The organism is Microbulbifer mixtoriginis (SeqCode), assembly GCF_052467705.1.
Genome location: NZ_CP174322.1, coordinates 1764623 through 1780173, shown reverse-complemented (window position 1 = coordinate 1780173; position 15551 = coordinate 1764623). Strand labels below are relative to the sequence as shown.

Genomic DNA, 15551 nt, shown 5'->3' with positions numbered 1-15551 from the left:
AGAAACTGAGAAAAATCCCTTGCGGACAAGATTTTAATGGATGCCTGGTTTTTGTATTTAATCCGCACTTCCAGCGGTACCCTCTATACGGGGATAACTAAAGATATTCAACGACGCTTTGCCGAGCACTGTGGTGGCGGGGCCAAAGCGGCCAAGGCCCTTCGCGGTAAAGGGCCTCTCACACTTGAATATCAGGTAAAAACTCAGGATAAATCTTCTGCACTGAAATTGGAAATCGCCATCAAGAGGTGGCCCAAGCATAAAAAAGAAGCGCTTATTGCCGGCACAATGGCTTTGCCTGATTTACCCAGCTAACCATCATTGTGCCCTCGTGAGCCCTAAGCGACTAGCGCCTGGTAAGCAGCCAAGCCACTTCCCTCGCTGGTACCAGCCCTTTTAAGCCACCTGGCACATCCCTGGAGGCCAGCATCTTCAGGTGGTAATCCGCATTGTAACGCTCAAAAATCTCCTGAGAGCTGATGGAGAAGGGGGGACCCGCTAACTCAGACTGCTCATACTCAAAAGATATCAGTAATTGAGGGGCCACTTTTGTCATCGCCATCAGGTGCTGGGCATACCCTGGGCGAATGTCTTGTGGCAACGCCACCAAGGCGGCACGATCATAGATACCATCAACTTCCTGTAGTATTTCCTTATCCAGGTCGAAAATATCCCCTACATAAATATCAATATTACTGGCCTTATAGCGCTTAAGGTTGGCAATTTGCTCGACTTCTGGGGTTATATCCATCTCTTGAAATAGTTGCTCTACCGCCATTTCACTCAGCTCGGCACCGACGACTCGATAACCTCCAGAGAGCAACCAGGCGATATCACGGGTTTTGCCACATAGTGGAACAAATACCCTATCGCCTTTAGAGAGAGAAAGCTGTGAAAAGAACTCCGACAGTAAGGAATTTCCAGAGGCTTCGTGGAAAGCTATATTATTTTTCTTCCACTTCTCATGCCAATATGTCGCTTCCATGTTGCACCCCCATGTGCTTTCTAACAGTTATTTCTGATAACTTTGACGGATAATTCAGAGATCCTTCACACTCACTAAACCTAATATAAAAGGTATTCCAGTTCAGACTCTGCTTCAGGACCGGAAGCCTCGGGCTCAGTGAAAGCCAGTGCAGTTAAAAAAACAAAGGCCCCTGTAAATACGATGCTCTTCAACATTACCGATACCTCAGGTCAATTCTTTCACAGATGTAATGGGAAACCGGAATACTCTCTCTTTCTTCAACAGCCAAAAGTTATTTGCTTTTCGTCGATCCAGAGATAAAGAGTTTTCCCGGCCAGATAAAATCAACCAACCCCGCGACTATCGCGCCAAGTACAGCAGCAGTAATAAGCAGGAAATAGCCATCTAAAGAGATCGGTTGCTGAGCTGTGAAAGCGATCAAGATACCAATCCCATAACTAATAATATTGCCAACCCCAGTAACCAAACCCATTGCCCAGGCCCCAATGGCCGATAATAATAAGGCCATAGGTAAAGCTAACCATGGTTGTTCCAGTTGCCACCCTGCAGTTCCCACAATTGCGACCAATCCTAGCCCAAGTCCTGTAACTGCACAGGCCAGGTTATAGCCACCGGAACGCAAACTGCCGCCTCTGGCAAAATAGGTAACAGCACCCAGGGCCGCCACCCAGCTGGGCACACCAACAAGCTGGGCTGCCACAATCGCCAAAGAGGCACTCAGAAAAATCCGCAACCCAGTAAAAAGACGTTCCTGAGATTGCCCGTTACTATGTTCGAGACTTTCAGTTACGCTATTCATTACTTTCTCTCAATCTCCGCTGCACGCATTAATGACTGGCAATTCCTTGCCTAAATGCTTTCTACGCCACGCTGACTACTGATAACAATAAGTGGAGGAGCTATAGTCATCCCTCCATTGAGTGTATTTTCTCGCGTCTTTTGAATTTGCGGGTAGCAGACTTCTTCCGCATCCTTGCCCAATCTTGCAATCGGTACAAACATGCGGCAAATTCAGGGAGTGGTTCTACCTACCCAAAGGGCGTTTTCTTAGTAGGTGATCAACAGAGGTCAATTGGGGGAATATGGGGATTACCAGGGGATTTCACTGCCATCGTAATTATAAAATCGCCCACTCTTACCCTGACCCGCTTGCGTAAGCAGCTTCTTCAGGGCCGCCACACTTTGTGCCGTTGAAATCAGGGCACCGGGCCCCCCCATCGCAGTTTTTACCCAGCCCGGGTGCAATGCCATGACTGTGATTCCGCGATCATGGAGATCAATCGACAAGCTTTTAACGATCTGGTTGAGTGCTGTTTTGGAGCTTCGATAAATATAACCACCGCCAGAGCGGTTATCGGCGATACTGCCCACCTTGCTACTCATCATGGCTATCAGCTTGTAGTCACTGGCCGTCACGTTATCGCAAAAAGTTTCCGCCATCATGTATGGTGCAATAGTGTTGGACTCCAATACGCGGCGCCATTCTTCCCGGTCCACTTTGCCAAAACCAGTGCCTTTCGGGCCGTAATATCCCGCATTATTGAGCAAGATATCGATAGGCTCGCCTTTCAAGGCCTTACCGAGAGCAATCATTTGCTCATAGTCGGTTACATCCAACTGGATGGGCTCTATCAGTGGGTATTTAGCCTGTAAGGCGTTGAGTTCATCGGCCTTTTTCAGATCTCTACAACAGGCGAATACACGCCATCCATCCTTGGCAAACTGGGCAGTCAACTCCAGACCTATGCCTCTATTACAGCCGGTGATCATTATGGTGCCAGACATCGCCTCTCCTTCAGTGTTATTCTTGCGGATCGCGATCATAGCAACTGTAGAACAATGTACTACTCACCCGACAATCTACTTTGGTTATTACTATTAGCTACCGTGGCTTGGTATATCTGGGCCAATATGGCAGCAAAAGAACATGTCAGGCGCGCTGCGGCCAATCACTGCAAACAACTGGGAGTGCAACTTCTCGACGATACGGTCGTGCTGGTACGCACCCGCTTAAAGCGTGACCGTCGAGGCCAGATCAGCCTGCAACGCAGTTATGAGTTTGAATTTACTTCCACTGGAGAACATCGCTATTCCGGTGTAGCAATTCTCCACGGCCGCCGTATTGAGCAGCTACAGCTGTCTCCACACCATTTGAGTTAACTTGGTATTTGTTGATGAAACCCGGCCTTTATCGCCACTACAAAGGAAATCTTTACGAAGTCCTGCACACTGCCATCCATAGCGAAACAGAAGAGCTCCTGGTGATCTATCGCGCTCTCTACGGAAACTATATTGCCTCGGCTAGGCCTTACGCTATGTTTAGCGACACAGTCTCAGAGGATGGAAAAACATTTCCCCGCTTTAAACTCGAAAAAGCCTTCGAAATGATGGATAACACCCACGTAAAAAAAGCGCCAGAATAAATAAATCCAATCAGTCTCCAATCCCTGTCTTGCGCCATTTAATGCCAGAGGGATAACCTCTCGTGTCAGACAGAAGCCGATATTAATCGATAAAATTTGGCGCCTGACAAACAAGCTTGATCCTCTCGGACAACCCGCTCTCGAACCCACAAGGAAAACCGGTGAACAACAAGAATATTATGATCTATGGCGCCTATGGTTACACTGGTGAGCTGATTGCCCGCCAAGCTGTAGCGCTGGGTTATCGCCCCATTCTAGCTGGTCGCAATGCTCAAAAATTACAGCCTCTGGCAGAAGCCCTTAATCTCCCGGCCATGGCCATCGACTTGGATAATACGGAAGTCTTAGAACGCAGCTTACGGGACGTTTATCTGGTTATCCACTGCGCCGGTCCATTTTCTGCTACCGCTGAATCCATGATGAGGGCCTGCCTCAACACTCGTACCCACTACCAGGATATCACTGGTGAAATTTCCGTTTATGAGACCGCACACCGTCTTGATGATGAAGCCAAAGCCAAGGGAGTCGTACTTTGCCCTGGTGCGGGATTCGATGTCATTCCTACTGATTGCCTCGCTGCCGCATTACACAAGGCTCTGCCGTCAGCCACGCACCTGGCGCTTGGCTTCGACTCGGAGTCGAGTTTAAGCCCCGGTACAGCCAAGACCTCTATCGAAAGCCTCGGTATGGGAGGCGCCATTCGGCGCAATGGCAAAATCGAAACCATTGGCCATGGGCAGCTTACCCGCAGCATCGATTTTGGCCGAGGTGAAAAGTTTGCTGTCGCAATTCCCTGGGGCGATATCTCCACTGCCTTCCACTCAACCGGTATTCAAAACATTGAGGCCTACATCCCCATGAGCCCTGCAAGGGCAAAGAAGCTAAAGCGCCTGAATGGATTTCGTTGGCTGCTTCGTACCCAGTGGCTACAAAACTGGCTGAAAGCAAAAGTGAGCAAGTCTGTTCGAGGCCCCAGTGAAGAGCGTCGTGCCGGCCAGAAAACCTGGGTTTGGGGAGAAGTGCGCAATGACCGTCGCGGTGAGCGTAAAGTTGGCCGACTCACCACCGCCAACGGCTACGATGTTACCGTCTCTGGTTCCCTGGCAATCATGCAATATCTCCTCGACTATCAGGGCGAAGGGGGCTATTTCACGCCATCAAAACTCTGCGGCCATAAGCTGGTGGAGAATCTACACGGCTCTGGAACGATCGAAATCAAATCGGCCTAGCCACTATTCTCAAAACCTTTCTGCTTTTTTCTAACGGGCAAATCATGGAGCCGCGGAAAGCTGCTCCGACTCTCTTTCCAGCCATTCCTTTCTTAGCGCCTTGTTCACCTATCCTGGATCAATTTTCTGCCAAGCTTTTTAAAGCGGTATATAGGCGTAAATAACATCTATTTTGAGATTTCACTATTACGACATCATTTGGTCAACTCCGTGCAATAATCAATTTTTAAGTTTGCGGCATGCGAGACTTATCCATGAATTTGAAGAGTATTGATGTGTCCCTGGTTCTGTATCTCACGGAACGGGCGTCACGTCCCACTTCACGCAGACGGTACCTTTGGCTATCCAAATCTGGAGATGGCTGGCTCACCGTCGCCGTACTCCTCAGTTATATTATTTCCAACGCCGCCACTCAGCTTTTTATTGCCGCATGCTCTGGCTTGGCGGTAGAGCGCTCTCTCTATTGGACAATCAAAAATACGACCCGCCGCAGGCGTCCACCTCAGGCTATCCCCGGTATGCGCCCGATTATTATCGCCCATGACCGTTTCAGCCTGCCCTCGGGACATACCTCTGCAGCCTTTCTTTTTATTACATTTATGACTCAACAAGTCAGCCCAATGTGGGGACTAGGTTATATCTGGGCGACCGGGGTAGGCGCCGCCCGTGTAGGCTTGGGAGTACATTTCCCTTCTGATATTTTCGCCGGTGCCCTTCTGGGTTCATGTGTCGCATTAGCCACTGGCGCCGTCCTTTTATGAAAATACTCTATGGCGTTCAGGCCACCGGCAATGGACATATTGCCCGTTCGCGCACATTGGCAAAGGCATTGCAACAATACCCAGAACTTGAAATCCAATGGCTGTTTTCAGGTAGACCCAAGGAAAACCTGTTTGGCATGGAATTGTTTGGCGACTATTGGTGGCGGGAGGGAATGACCATTGTCCACAGTGAGGGGCGCCTCAGAAGCTTGGCCACGGTTGCCCAGGCTAAATTGCGCCAATTAATCCAGGATGTCCGCAAACTGCCAGTCAGCGAATACGACCTAATCATCAGTGACTATGAACCTGTCACCGCCTGGGCGGCGAAAATGCACAAAAAGCCAAGTGTGGGTATCGGTCACCAATACGCTTTTTTACACTCGATTCCCATGCCCAGGTATAACTGGCCTTTTCATACCGTTTTACGTATCTTTGCTCCCACAAAAAAAAGCCTGGGTTTGCACTGGCATCACTTTGGCAACCCCATATTACCGCCCATAGTCCCCCCTCAACCCAAACCCGAGAGTGACACAGAAGATTACATTCTGGTCTACTTGCCCTTTGAACACCCAATACCCATGCTGGAGGAACTGGCCAAAGTAGAACGGCAATTTATTGTTTACGGTGTGCCAGAAAATCTGCCCACGGCAAACAATATCCAGATAAAGTCGCCGTCCACACTAGGATTCCAACAGGACTTGGTCAATGCCCGTGCAGTAATCTGTAACAGTGGTTTTGAATTACTGGCAGAGACCCTGGCTCAAGGCAAACCCATCCTAAGCCGACCATTGGCCTATCAATTTGAACAGGAAGCCAATGCCCAAGCACTAGAACAACTAAAGCTGGCGAAGATCGTACGCTCCATAGATGCCAATAGTATTCACACCTGGTTGCAGGAGAGGCCAAAATCTGTACGTATCCAATGGCCAGATGTCGCACAAGCTATTGCTGCCTGGATAGCACAGGGCTGCAAGCGAGACCCCGCAGATCTTGCCCGCAGCTTATGGCGACAAGTGACCCCCCGTCCCACCGAAGGGTCTGCACCCACTTACCAGAACGCTACTGACTAGTCCTTCTTTTTTTGCGATATGCACAATTGTAAAGACCACTGCCAGTCTATGGCCCACGGCCTTCTACCACCATATCGCCAAGCGCATTCACACAAAAAGTCATTGCCCAATTTTGAGCCTCAGCGTTTACTTATCTGCCATTCAATCACCAACTAGACATTTAGTTATCCAGCACTCAAAAAAATATTTGATCAGCACGGCACGAGAGTCTATCTCCAGCAATAGTGCAGTGGATTTGAAATTTTTGTAGTCGGACTAATATGTACATTTGCTCCATAAAAAAAATAATGAGGTAAGCATGACCAATTCATTGCTCAACGACCGTGATACCGAATTTCTACTCTATGAATTTCTCGATACCGAAGCGCTGCTACAGCGACCACGTTACAAGGAGCATTCCAGGGAAGTTTTCGATGCAACACTGAAAACCGCACGCACTATTGCCGAAAAATTTTTCGCCAACCACAATGCCAAGGGCGATGCCAATGAGCCCAACTTTGATGGCGAAAAAATACAGATGATTGCAGAGACCAAGCAATCTTGGGATGCCCTCTCGGAGGCCGGTTTTCTCGCGGGGCATTGCAATTTTGATGAAGGCGGCATGCAGCTGCCCAAAGCGATAATCAGCACGGCCCTTGGCTATGTTAGTGCCGCAAATATTGCCAGCGCTTGCTACCCCTTCCTGACTATTGCCGCCGCCAACTTACTGCGCTCATTTGCCAGTGACAGCCTAAAGGCACAGTTTTTGCCGCAGATGCTCGATGGCCGCTTCGCCGGCACTATGGCTCTCACAGAGCCCGATCAGGGCTCAGCTCTGGCCGATATCCGCACCAGTGCCGAACAGGCTGAAGATGGCAGCTACCGTATTCGCGGACAAAAGATGTATATCTCCGGTGGCGACCAGTCTCTGACAGAAAATATCGTTCATCTGGTATTGGCAAAAATCAAGGGTGCTCCCGCCGGCGTTAAGGGAATATCCCTATTTTTAGTGCCTAAAATGCTCCTTGATGAAAACGGCCAGGTAGCCCAGCCCAACGATGTAAAACTGGCGGGATTGCTGCATAAAATGGGCTTTCGCAACACGACCTCTACAGTATTGAGCTTTGGTGAGGATCAGGGCGCAGTGGGCTACCTGATCGGTGAGCCTCATCAGGGGCTCAAATATATGTTCCAGATGATGAATGAGGCTCGTATCAGTGTCGGCGCAGGGGCCTCTATTCTGGGTTATCAGGGCTATGCCTACTCCCTGCAGTATGCCAAGGACCGCCCCCAGGGACGCCTGCCTTCCAATCAGGATCCCAGCGCCAAGCAAGTACCCATTATTCAACATGCGGACATTCGCCGTATGCTGCTGATGCAAAAGGCCTATGCCGAGGGCGGCCTGGGTTTAAGTATGTACGCCACTTCTCTTTATGAAGACCAGCACAGCGCACCCACGGAAGAAGAGAGCCAGCAGGCAGCCACTCTGTTAGACCTGATTACTCCGGTAGTGAAATCCTGGCCCTCCAAGTACTGCCTGAAAGCCAATGAACTGGCCATTCAGGTACTCGGCGGCGCCGGTTATATTCGGGAATTCCCCCTGGAACAGCTTTATCGGGATAATCGCCTGAACGCCATCCACGAGGGCACTGAAGGTATCCACGCCCTCGATCTACTCGCGCGCAAAGTGCCCAGCAAAAATTTCCAGGCCTACCAGTTGCTGCAAACGGAAATCCGCAAAACGGTATTGGAGGCACGGCAGAAAGAGAGCTTGATTAGCATGGCCGATACTCTGGAGGAATCCCTGCAAAAGCTCGACGAAACGGGCATGGCCCTGTTTACGCAATTACAGGAGGATGTGGATCGCGGGCTCAGTAATGCCACTCTCTATCTGGATGTTTTCGGCTGCATTATGGTGGCCTGGATCTGGCTGCGACAGGCGATTATCGCCGCGAATGCCCTGGAAGGAACTACCAGCGAGGAAGATGGCAATTTTTACCGTGGCAAGTTGCACACCGCCCTCTTTTATTTTGAATGGGAACTACCCAATATCCAGCCGCAAATAAGCCTGCTGCAAAGTGGCAATAACCTGCCGTTCGATATGCGAGTCGATTGGTTTTAGCGAGTGACGATCAGGAGGGGCCACGTAGTAACTACAGCAGTACAGTAATTTCCGTGCCCCCTTCGGGAAGAGATTCAGCGCTGATTTGCCCCTGGTAACTCTCAACAATGTCCACCACAACAGCCAGGCCAATACCCTGGCCAGGCTGTTGCTGGTCGGCACGTACTCCGCGTTGGGTTACTTCGCGCCATTTATCGTTATCTAGGCCGGGCCCATTATCAGCGACCCGGATAGAGAGCTTGCGCCCCTCCTCGGGGTTCTCAATAACAACTCGAACCTGGCCGGCACCGTACTTGTAAGCATTATCGAGCAGATTGCCAAGCAGCTCCATCAAATCGCCCTCATCCCCATAGAACAGGGCGTTCTCAGTACACTCCCTTCGCACTTCACAGGGCCTGCTGCGATAGACTTTTTCCAGGGCATCCAGGATCTTTTCCAGAAGTGGCGCCACGGCAATACCGCGCAGGATAGACTTAGGGGAGCTGGCTACCGCGCGCTGAAGTTGGTAGCTAATAATGCTGTCCATACGCTGTACTTGATCCGCAAGGGTTTTTCCAGCGGCATCGGGGTCCTTTTCCAGGCTCAACCCTTTGAGTACCGCCAGTGGCGTTTTCAGACTGTGGGCCAGGTCCGCCAAGGTATGGCGGGTCTTCTCACGCTGACGCCGCTCATTTTCAATCAACAGATTCAGGTTGTCGGTAAGCGGGCGCAACTCCAGCGGGAAGTTTCCCTCCAGGCGATCGCTGCCACCCTGCTGCATATCGCGCAGGGCCTGCGCCAGTGCGCTTAACGGCGCAAATCCCCAGCGCAATACCAGCCATTGAGCCAAGACCAGCAACAGCGCCGCCACCCCCAGCCACTGCCAGATGGTCGAACGGAACTGCCCGACCTGTGCCTGTAGCGGCGCCGCATCCTCCAGCACTACAAAGGTGAAAGGGTGCTCATTTTCCAGACCCCAAGCCACTCCCTGGCGGAAGCTGCTGTAATTGGCATCGCCACCTGGCAGGGAAATACGCATAAAAGACTGCTGCCCTTGCGGCAGCGGGGAAAATTCCACCTCTGGCATTGCCAGGGCCGATTCAGAACGCCAAATTACCCGCCCTTGCCCATCCAAAACTGCGCCAATCAGGCCGGAATCTGGCTGGTTGAAGCGCTGTTCGGGCAGTTCGGGCGGCAGCACCAGACTCTCGCCCTCAGGTTCCGCCAGTGCCAACAGGGTGTAGATATAAAGCTGCAGCTCGCGCTGTTTAGCCTCATTCAAAGAGGTGCGATAAGCGTGCTCCAGCACCCCGGAAATCAACAGCACAAATGCCACCAGCACCAGGCTGGTAACTAGTGCCAGGCGGCCTTTTAGAGAATTCAGCCAAAAGGAAAACAGTTGCATTACAAATCAGGGTCAACTGGGAGCCATAAAGCGGTATCCGCGGCCACGCAAGGTTTCGATGGGCTTAAGCTGTGCCGCCGCATCAAATTTCTTGCGCAGGCGCCCGATAAACACTTCGATCACATTGCTATCCCGGTCGCAGTCCTGTTCATAGATATGTTCGGTGAGGGTGGTCTTGGAGACTACTTCATCCGGGTGCAGCATCAGGTATTCGAGCACCTTGTATTCAAAAGAGGTCAACTCCAGTTCGGTGTCGTTGACTGTGACTCGCTGAGAGCTGGTATCCAGCAGTATCGGGCCCGCTTTGATCGTGGGTGAAGAAAACCCGGCGGAGCGCCGCACCAGCGCATTCAATCTCGCCAGTAACTCCTCGGTGTGGAAGGGCTTTACCAGATAGTCGTCACCACCAGCTTCCAAGCCGGCCACACGCTCCTGCCAGTGGCCGCGAGCAGTGAGAATCAGGATAGGGAAATGCTTGTCTTCGCCACGCAGTGTCTGAATCACCTGAATGCCATCCATTTTTGGCAGCCCCAGATCCATAACCGCGACATCGTAAGGATATTCACGCCCCAGGTAGAGCGCCTCTTCTCCATCCGGCGCCTCATCTACGGTATAGCCAGCGCCGCGCAGTGATTCTGCCAGCTGCTGGCGCAGTAAAACTTCATCTTCGACTAATAGTGCGCGCATATTCTTTCCCTTGTACTGCGAGTCTGTGGTAGCAGGTGATTAACGGGAGATCCTGCCGCTCTTCTTGTCCACAAAAACTACATAGACCTGACTCTTATCGGACAGCCCCTTTACCCGGTAGACCACCTGGCCCTGTTTGCGGGTTTCAGAGACCGATAATATTTTGCCGCCAAAACGCCGTTTCACAATCGAAGCGGCCTTTTCCCGGGAAACACCCCCGTCCTGTACCCAGCGGAACTCATGCCGGAAGTTTTCCCTCTGCGGAGCCGGCCCACCCTGCCAGGAGGCAGCACATAGACCGGGAAACAAAACGATAAGGAAAAGAAAATGCCGAATAAAAGTGCGGCTCGATTTCACTGTGCGGCTCCTGTGGATGTCCTGGTTTTCCACCTTTTACTATTTCGACCGCCTTCCGCCGGCTCAAGGCGCCGGCGAGACTGCGACACGAACCCGGATTCTCTCGCCCGGGTGGTAATCTGTACGAGTCAGATAAACCTGACCATTATACCGATAGCGCACATCGTATCCGACTAATTCCCGCTGTGTACTGAACTCGTCGACAACCTGGCAACGAGATTCCGTGGCGTAATAAGTTGGGGCGTTGGCCCGACTGATCTGGTTACCCACCAGCGCTCCCACCAGTGCGCCCGCAACAGTGGCTCCAGCCCGTTGGCCGTGATGGTGGTGATAGCGACCGTGATGACCGCCACGTCCCAAGCTGTTGCCAACAGCGGCACCGATCAGCCCGCCAACCACAGTACCCGCCGGAGAAGCGGGCTCCCGGTAGGCCACCTGCTCATCCCGGCAGTAAGTGCGCGGGTTACGGACCTGAATATCGGTGTAAACGGGAGTAACCTCGGTGACGCGGGCAAAGTCGTAGCTATCCGCACCGTAGGGGTCTGTGTAGCCATTGGGGCCCGCTTTGGCGGTAGCACTCAAGGCCACCAGCGCGGCGACTGCCGCGCCAGCGATAAACTGCTTGAAGAGTTGCACAATCGATCTCCCGTTATTCATCAACGGGAGCCAGAGTAGTCAAATTCATCTGAATAGACGCTGAATTACACCTGAGGTGGTAAGAAACATCAGGTTCTCTCCGTTTCCTCTCGCCTCTGCTGCCGCCGCTCCTGTCTCTCCCTGCGGCGCCGTTCCCGCTGGTTCCGCCTTTCCCGATTCTCCGCACGGCCGCTTTTATCCTTCTCCCATTGTTCCCGCAACTGTTTGCGCTGCTGGGGAGGCATCTGACGGAAGCGCTTGCGCGCCTCGCGAATACGCTGACGCTCCTCCTCGGGTAGGTCCATAAAGCGGCGATAAGAGTCCCGCAACTGGGCGCGCCGCTCTCTGGGTATATCCTGCCAGCGCTTATACTGTTGACGCGCTTCTTGGCGCTGCTCGGGGTTCATTTCACTCCAGCGTCTGGCCCCGCGTAACAATTGTTCCCGTCGATCTTCACTCAGTTGTGACCAACGCGTCTCAAAATTCTGTAAAAGTCGGCGCTCACTGTCACTGAGACTCTGCCAATCCTGTGCCTGGGAAACATTCACAAAGAGCGATAAATACACGGCAGCCAACCAACCAATCAATATGGTTCTTCGCTCACTCATCGCTCAGCTCCTCGTGGGTCTCCCCTCCCCCGGTATTTGGTCTGCCTGTTATCGCTGGCTTTTCCGGCTTGGGTAACAACATCTCCAGCGCTTCCGGCGTTTGTATATCTCCCTGCTCATCGGCCCACTCCCCGACAAACATCAGGAAGTCCTCATCCAGTGGCTGCAGATCCTGCGCCAGTAGCGGGGCTGTAAAAAAGAGCACCGTATAGAAAAGGCCTTTAGCGATACTTTTCTTAGTAAAAAGCACTTTTTCATCACTAGGAGGATTGCCCATTCAACTCTTCCGCCAACCACTGGTAGAACTCCATATCCTCAACCATTTCGACATCCATTTCCTCATATAAATACCAGTCAGTGGCACTCAGCAATTCGGTAGCGGCCTGCTCGCTGGATACAGGCCAAAACAGCAATAACAACAATGATGCACAAGCGCCAGTGAAAACTAGCCAGCCGGGAGAGTCGCGATAATACGATTTCTTTGCCGCCACTGCGCGTTGTCTGGCTGCAGCAAGCCGCGATAGAGTCTCTGTATCAATATCACGCTCCCGCCGGACAACTGCATGCTGCGCAGCTTTCTTTAATGAATCACTCTGCACGACTGGATTTTCTTGCCGACTATTCATTGCGTTGCCTCTAGTTGGAATGCCTCTAGATGGTTGCGCAAACTGCGCATAGCTCTTGATAAATGGGTCTTAACACTCCCCTGACTGCAGGACATTGCCCGCGCAGTCTCGGCAACATCGAATTCTTCGACACAGCGCAGCAGGAAGGCCTGCTGTTGGCGCAGGGGCAACTTGGCCACAGCACTATCGATGGCTTCCAATAGGCGTTCGCCAGCAAGGACCTTATCCGGGGTGGGATTATGGCTATCGACCCATTCCAGCGGCGCTGGATCTAGCTCATCGCTGTTTGCCGGTAGCTTTTCCCGAAATAGTTGCCAGCGGGATAGCTTATTGTTACGCCGGTGCCAATCGGTAATCCGGTTGTTGAGAATAGTGAAAAACAGCGGCCGCCACTCGGCCCGATCGCGGCCACTATATTTCCTCACCAACGCCAACATGGAATCCTGCACGATATCCAGTGCATCATCCCGATTGCCAACAGCGTAATTCGCCATGGTGAATGCCCGTTTCTCCACCTGGGCGAGGAACTGATTCATAGAAACCGGCTGAAGTCCTTTCGCACAGAATACTCTTCCAGATTCTTTTTATTGATTTTGAAGTCGTCATACAAAGACTTCGCCCGCACTTTTTTATTTAAGCCACCCCAGTTCTCGGGATCATCCCTCTTCACGCTTACGGGCCTTGGCACGTCGATCCATACGGCGATCTGTGCGCTCTCCTTTTTTGTCTAGCCGATTATTGATTTTTGTACCCTTGTTATCCAAGCGTTCGTTAATTCGCTCGCCTTTCTGGTCAAGCCGGTTGTCGATACGATCCCCTTTGCGGTCTAGTCGCTCAGCCAATTTATCATTGCCATTAGCAGCAGCCTGCTCAGCTCTTTGATCCAAGCGTTCATTGATGCGATCACCCTTGTTATCGAGGCGCTCTTCAATATGATCTCCCTTTTGATCCAATCTCGCCTCTATGCGATCGCCTTTTTGATCGAGACGATCTTCAACATGGTCACCGTGGTCATGCGGTTCGCTCTCATCACTCTGTGCATAAAGGGAGTAAGGAAAAGCCAGGCCAATAGTCAACAGCGAGAGTCCAATCAGTTTTTTCATAAATCACTCCATTTCCATTTGAGGAAAACCAATAAGGTTTAAACTGCACTGATTAGAACGCTCTACTGGATCAGAGGTTGACAAGAAATTTTATTTTTTCAGGTGCTTATTCCATAGGCCTGCGACTCTTACTTATCCTTCTACGACCTCTGGACCGGGCACCTCATCCCCAAGCCAGCGCTGGGTCAAGGTACCCGCCGTCATAGCGCCATTCACGTTGAGAGCAGTGCGCGCCATATCAATCAGCGGCTCCACAGAAATCAATAGCGCCGCGATGGTAACTGGCAAACCCATTGCCGGCAGCACCACCAGTGCGGCAAAAGTTGCCCCACCACCCACTCCGGCAATACCGAAGGAGCTGATTACCACCACTACCAACAGGGTGCCCAACCACATTGGGTCCCACACGTTAATACCCATCGGCACCGCCACCATGGTGGCAAGCATCGCAGGATAAATTCCCGCGCAACCATTTTGACCAATAGTGGCACCGAAGGATGCAGAGAAGTTGGCAATAGCCGGTGAATTGCGCAGTTCATCTACCTGGGTTTCCACATTCAGAGGAATGGTGGCGGCACTGGAACGGGAGCTAAAGGCAAACACCAGCACCGGCCAGACCTTGGTGAAGTAGTGCAGTGGATTCACTCCATTTACTAACAGCAATAGACCATGCACCAAAAACATTAGGCCTATCGCACAGAAAGAAGCCACGACAAAACCAAACAGATTGGCAATATCCGCCCAGCTGGATTTGGCAATCAGTCCAGCAACCAGCGCCATAACTCCGTAGGGCGTGAATGCCATAACCAAACGCACCAACTTCATAATCCAGACTTGCGCGACATGCACAAAGCGCTCGATAGCGGCACCTTCCTGCGGAAACTCACGGCGTACAGCCAGGGCCGCAAGCCCCAATAGCACAGCAAAAATAACCACTGAAATTACAGAGGTAGAGCGGGCTCCGGTCAAATCCAGGAAAATATTGCGCGGAATAAAAGAGGTGATAATTTCGGGAATCGAGAGATCGCTGACCCGCCCAATTCGCTCATTGAGCACTTCTACTCTTGCCGCCTCACGGGTTCCTTCGACAAGACCCGCAGCAGAGAGCCCAAACAAATCGGCCATGGCCACACCTATCAGGGCGGCAATTGCAGTAGTGCCGAGTAAAACCCCCAGCACCGACACACTAATTTTACCCAGCGCCTGAGTGTGACTCACTTTTACCACTGCAACCAGAATAGAAGTGAGTACGAGTGGCATAACTAACATATACAATAGGTTTACATAGCTATCGCCCAACATCTCAATCCAGGGCAGAACCTCACCCGGAGCAACACCCCAGTTACGCGATAGCTGTAGAAGCGCCCCAAAAGCCACACCCAGTAACAGCCCAGCAAACACACCAGGGGCAAGGGTGTCCCTGCCACGCTGCCAGCGGTACAAGCCAAACATTAAAACCACAAAACCGAGAAGCAGAACAAAAGCGCCGATGTGCATGGTATGAGAATCCCACCCTGGGCAAACTAAAAAAGTGGCGGCATGCTATCAGCGATATGCCAATGCCCTATAGTTACCTTG

The 15551-nt window shown here is 51.7% G+C and carries 20 protein-coding genes; 7 read left to right on the top strand and 13 right to left on the bottom strand.

Features of this window, described 5'->3' with window-relative positions; genetic code table 11:
• The first annotated feature begins 36 nt into the window (after positions 1–36).
• Complete coding sequence (locus ACJJIB_RS07885) at positions 37–315, top strand: GIY-YIG nuclease family protein (RefSeq protein WP_444885578.1); 279 nt, start codon at positions 37–39, stop codon at positions 313–315.
• 31 nt (positions 316–346) lie between these two features.
• Here the strand turns inward: ACJJIB_RS07885 and tmpT are convergent, their stop codons facing one another.
• From tmpT to ACJJIB_RS07870, 3 genes are all read right to left on the bottom strand, one after another.
• Positions 347–985, bottom strand: coding sequence for a thiopurine S-methyltransferase (tmpT, locus tag ACJJIB_RS07880; protein ID WP_444888465.1), 639 nt, complete (start codon positions 983–985; stop codon positions 347–349).
• Between the two features lie 274 nt (positions 986–1259).
• Entirely contained in the window at positions 1260–1787 is a 528-nt protein-coding gene (locus ACJJIB_RS07875) for a DUF1097 domain-containing protein (RefSeq protein WP_444888464.1), read from the bottom strand.
• 290 nt (positions 1788–2077) lie between these two features.
• A complete protein-coding gene (locus ACJJIB_RS07870; RefSeq protein ID WP_444888463.1) occupies positions 2078–2773 on the bottom strand; it encodes an SDR family oxidoreductase in 696 nt (231 codons plus the stop codon).
• A gap of 54 nt (positions 2774–2827) precedes the next feature.
• Between ACJJIB_RS07870 and ACJJIB_RS07865 the strand changes: the two genes are divergently transcribed.
• The 6 genes from ACJJIB_RS07865 (at position 2828) to ACJJIB_RS07840 (ending at position 8572) form a co-directional block, all read left to right on the top strand.
• Positions 2828–3148, top strand: coding sequence for a DUF3301 domain-containing protein (locus ACJJIB_RS07865; RefSeq protein ID WP_444888462.1), 321 nt, complete (start codon positions 2828–2830; stop codon positions 3146–3148).
• Positions 3149–3162: 14 nt separating this feature from the next.
• Complete coding sequence (locus ACJJIB_RS07860) at positions 3163–3411, top strand: DUF1653 domain-containing protein (protein ID WP_444888461.1); 249 nt, start codon at positions 3163–3165, stop codon at positions 3409–3411.
• Between the two features lie 161 nt (positions 3412–3572).
• Entirely contained in the window at positions 3573–4640 is a 1068-nt protein-coding gene (locus tag ACJJIB_RS07855) for a saccharopine dehydrogenase family protein (protein ID WP_444888460.1), read from the top strand.
• 254 nt (positions 4641–4894) lie between these two features.
• Positions 4895–5401: a phosphatase PAP2 family protein gene (locus tag ACJJIB_RS07850; RefSeq protein ID WP_444888459.1), complete on the top strand. Its 507-nt coding sequence runs from the start codon at positions 4895–4897 to the stop codon at positions 5399–5401.
• Positions 5398–6471 (top strand): MJ1255/VC2487 family glycosyltransferase, encoded by a 1074-nt coding sequence (locus tag ACJJIB_RS07845; protein ID WP_444888458.1) that lies wholly within the window; start codon positions 5398–5400, stop codon positions 6469–6471. Before ACJJIB_RS07850 ends, ACJJIB_RS07845 begins: the two co-directional genes overlap by 4 nt.
• Before the next feature lie 298 nt (positions 6472–6769).
• A complete protein-coding gene (locus ACJJIB_RS07840) occupies positions 6770–8572 on the top strand; it encodes an acyl-CoA dehydrogenase (RefSeq protein WP_444888457.1) in 1803 nt (600 codons plus the stop codon).
• A 31-nt stretch (positions 8573–8603) separates the two neighbouring features.
• Here the strand turns inward: ACJJIB_RS07840 and ACJJIB_RS07835 are convergent, their stop codons facing one another.
• The 10 genes from ACJJIB_RS07835 to ACJJIB_RS07790 form a co-directional block, all read right to left on the bottom strand.
• Positions 8604–9956 carry an ATP-binding protein gene (locus ACJJIB_RS07835; RefSeq protein WP_444888456.1) on the bottom strand — a complete coding sequence of 451 codons (1353 nt, stop codon included), beginning with the start codon at positions 9954–9956 and terminating at the stop codon, positions 8604–8606.
• Positions 9957–9968: 12 nt separating this feature from the next.
• The gene (locus ACJJIB_RS07830; RefSeq protein ID WP_252085191.1) at positions 9969–10643 is read right to left on the bottom strand and encodes a response regulator transcription factor; all 675 of its coding nucleotides are present in this window, start codon (positions 10641–10643) and stop codon (positions 9969–9971) included.
• Positions 10644–10682: 39 nt separating this feature from the next.
• On the bottom strand, positions 10683–11000 hold the full coding sequence (locus ACJJIB_RS07825; protein ID WP_252085190.1) for a PepSY domain-containing protein: 318 nt from the start codon (positions 10998–11000) through the stop codon (positions 10683–10685).
• Between the two features lie 63 nt (positions 11001–11063).
• Complete coding sequence (locus ACJJIB_RS07820) at positions 11064–11636, bottom strand: glycine zipper 2TM domain-containing protein (protein ID WP_444888455.1); 573 nt, start codon at positions 11634–11636, stop codon at positions 11064–11066.
• Positions 11637–11725: 89 nt separating this feature from the next.
• The gene (locus tag ACJJIB_RS07815) at positions 11726–12244 is read right to left on the bottom strand and encodes a DUF3106 domain-containing protein (protein ID WP_444885589.1); all 519 of its coding nucleotides are present in this window, start codon (positions 12242–12244) and stop codon (positions 11726–11728) included.
• Positions 12237–12521, bottom strand: a complete 285-nt coding sequence (locus ACJJIB_RS07810; protein WP_444885590.1) for a hypothetical protein — start codon at positions 12519–12521, stop codon at positions 12237–12239. Before ACJJIB_RS07810 ends, ACJJIB_RS07815 begins: the two co-directional genes overlap by 8 nt.
• A complete protein-coding gene (locus tag ACJJIB_RS07805) occupies positions 12505–12870 on the bottom strand; it encodes a hypothetical protein (protein WP_444885591.1) in 366 nt (121 codons plus the stop codon). Before ACJJIB_RS07805 ends, ACJJIB_RS07810 begins: the two co-directional genes overlap by 17 nt.
• Complete coding sequence (locus ACJJIB_RS07800) at positions 12867–13406, bottom strand: RNA polymerase sigma factor (RefSeq protein ID WP_252085185.1); 540 nt, start codon at positions 13404–13406, stop codon at positions 12867–12869. Before ACJJIB_RS07800 ends, ACJJIB_RS07805 begins: the two co-directional genes overlap by 4 nt.
• 120 nt (positions 13407–13526) lie before the next feature.
• Positions 13527–13973 carry a hypothetical protein gene (locus ACJJIB_RS07795; protein WP_444885592.1) on the bottom strand — a complete coding sequence of 149 codons (447 nt, stop codon included), beginning with the start codon at positions 13971–13973 and terminating at the stop codon, positions 13527–13529.
• Between the two features lie 132 nt (positions 13974–14105).
• Positions 14106–15470, bottom strand: a complete 1365-nt coding sequence (locus tag ACJJIB_RS07790) for an L-cystine transporter (RefSeq protein ID WP_444885593.1) — start codon at positions 15468–15470, stop codon at positions 14106–14108.
• Between the last annotated feature and the right edge of the window lie 81 nt (positions 15471–15551).

What these genes read in the sequence shown, in the direction of transcription:
- ACJJIB_RS07885 (WP_444885578.1), top strand. Translation starts at nt 37, where the DNA reads ATGGATGCCTGGTTTTTGTATTTAATCCGCACTTCCAGCGGTACCCTC.
- tmpT (WP_444888465.1), bottom strand. Translation starts at nt 985, where the DNA reads ATGGAAGCGACATATTGGCATGAGAAGTGGAAGAAAAATAATATAGCT.
- ACJJIB_RS07875 (WP_444888464.1), bottom strand. Translation starts at nt 1,787, where the DNA reads ATGAATAGCGTAACTGAAAGTCTCGAACATAGTAACGGGCAATCTCAG.
- ACJJIB_RS07870 (WP_444888463.1), bottom strand. Translation starts at nt 2,773, where the DNA reads ATGTCTGGCACCATAATGATCACCGGCTGTAATAGAGGCATAGGTCTG.
- ACJJIB_RS07865 (WP_444888462.1), top strand. Translation starts at nt 2,828, where the DNA reads ATGTACTACTCACCCGACAATCTACTTTGGTTATTACTATTAGCTACC.
- ACJJIB_RS07860 (WP_444888461.1), top strand. Translation starts at nt 3,163, where the DNA reads ATGAAACCCGGCCTTTATCGCCACTACAAAGGAAATCTTTACGAAGTC.
- ACJJIB_RS07850 (WP_444888459.1), top strand. Translation starts at nt 4,895, where the DNA reads ATGAATTTGAAGAGTATTGATGTGTCCCTGGTTCTGTATCTCACGGAA.
- ACJJIB_RS07845 (WP_444888458.1), top strand. Translation starts at nt 5,398, where the DNA reads ATGAAAATACTCTATGGCGTTCAGGCCACCGGCAATGGACATATTGCC.
- ACJJIB_RS07840 (WP_444888457.1), top strand. Translation starts at nt 6,770, where the DNA reads ATGACCAATTCATTGCTCAACGACCGTGATACCGAATTTCTACTCTAT.
- ACJJIB_RS07835 (WP_444888456.1), bottom strand. Translation starts at nt 9,956, where the DNA reads ATGCAACTGTTTTCCTTTTGGCTGAATTCTCTAAAAGGCCGCCTGGCA.
- ACJJIB_RS07830 (WP_252085191.1), bottom strand. Translation starts at nt 10,643, where the DNA reads ATGCGCGCACTATTAGTCGAAGATGAAGTTTTACTGCGCCAGCAGCTG.
- ACJJIB_RS07815 (WP_444885589.1), bottom strand. Translation starts at nt 12,244, where the DNA reads ATGAGTGAGCGAAGAACCATATTGATTGGTTGGTTGGCTGCCGTGTAT.
- ACJJIB_RS07810 (WP_444885590.1), bottom strand. Translation starts at nt 12,521, where the DNA reads ATGGGCAATCCTCCTAGTGATGAAAAAGTGCTTTTTACTAAGAAAAGT.
- ACJJIB_RS07805 (WP_444885591.1), bottom strand. Translation starts at nt 12,870, where the DNA reads ATGAATAGTCGGCAAGAAAATCCAGTCGTGCAGAGTGATTCATTAAAG.
- ACJJIB_RS07800 (WP_252085185.1), bottom strand. Translation starts at nt 13,406, where the DNA reads ATGAATCAGTTCCTCGCCCAGGTGGAGAAACGGGCATTCACCATGGCG.
- ACJJIB_RS07795 (WP_444885592.1), bottom strand. Translation starts at nt 13,973, where the DNA reads ATGAAAAAACTGATTGGACTCTCGCTGTTGACTATTGGCCTGGCTTTT.
- ACJJIB_RS07790 (WP_444885593.1), bottom strand. Translation starts at nt 15,470, where the DNA reads ATGCACATCGGCGCTTTTGTTCTGCTTCTCGGTTTTGTGGTTTTAATG.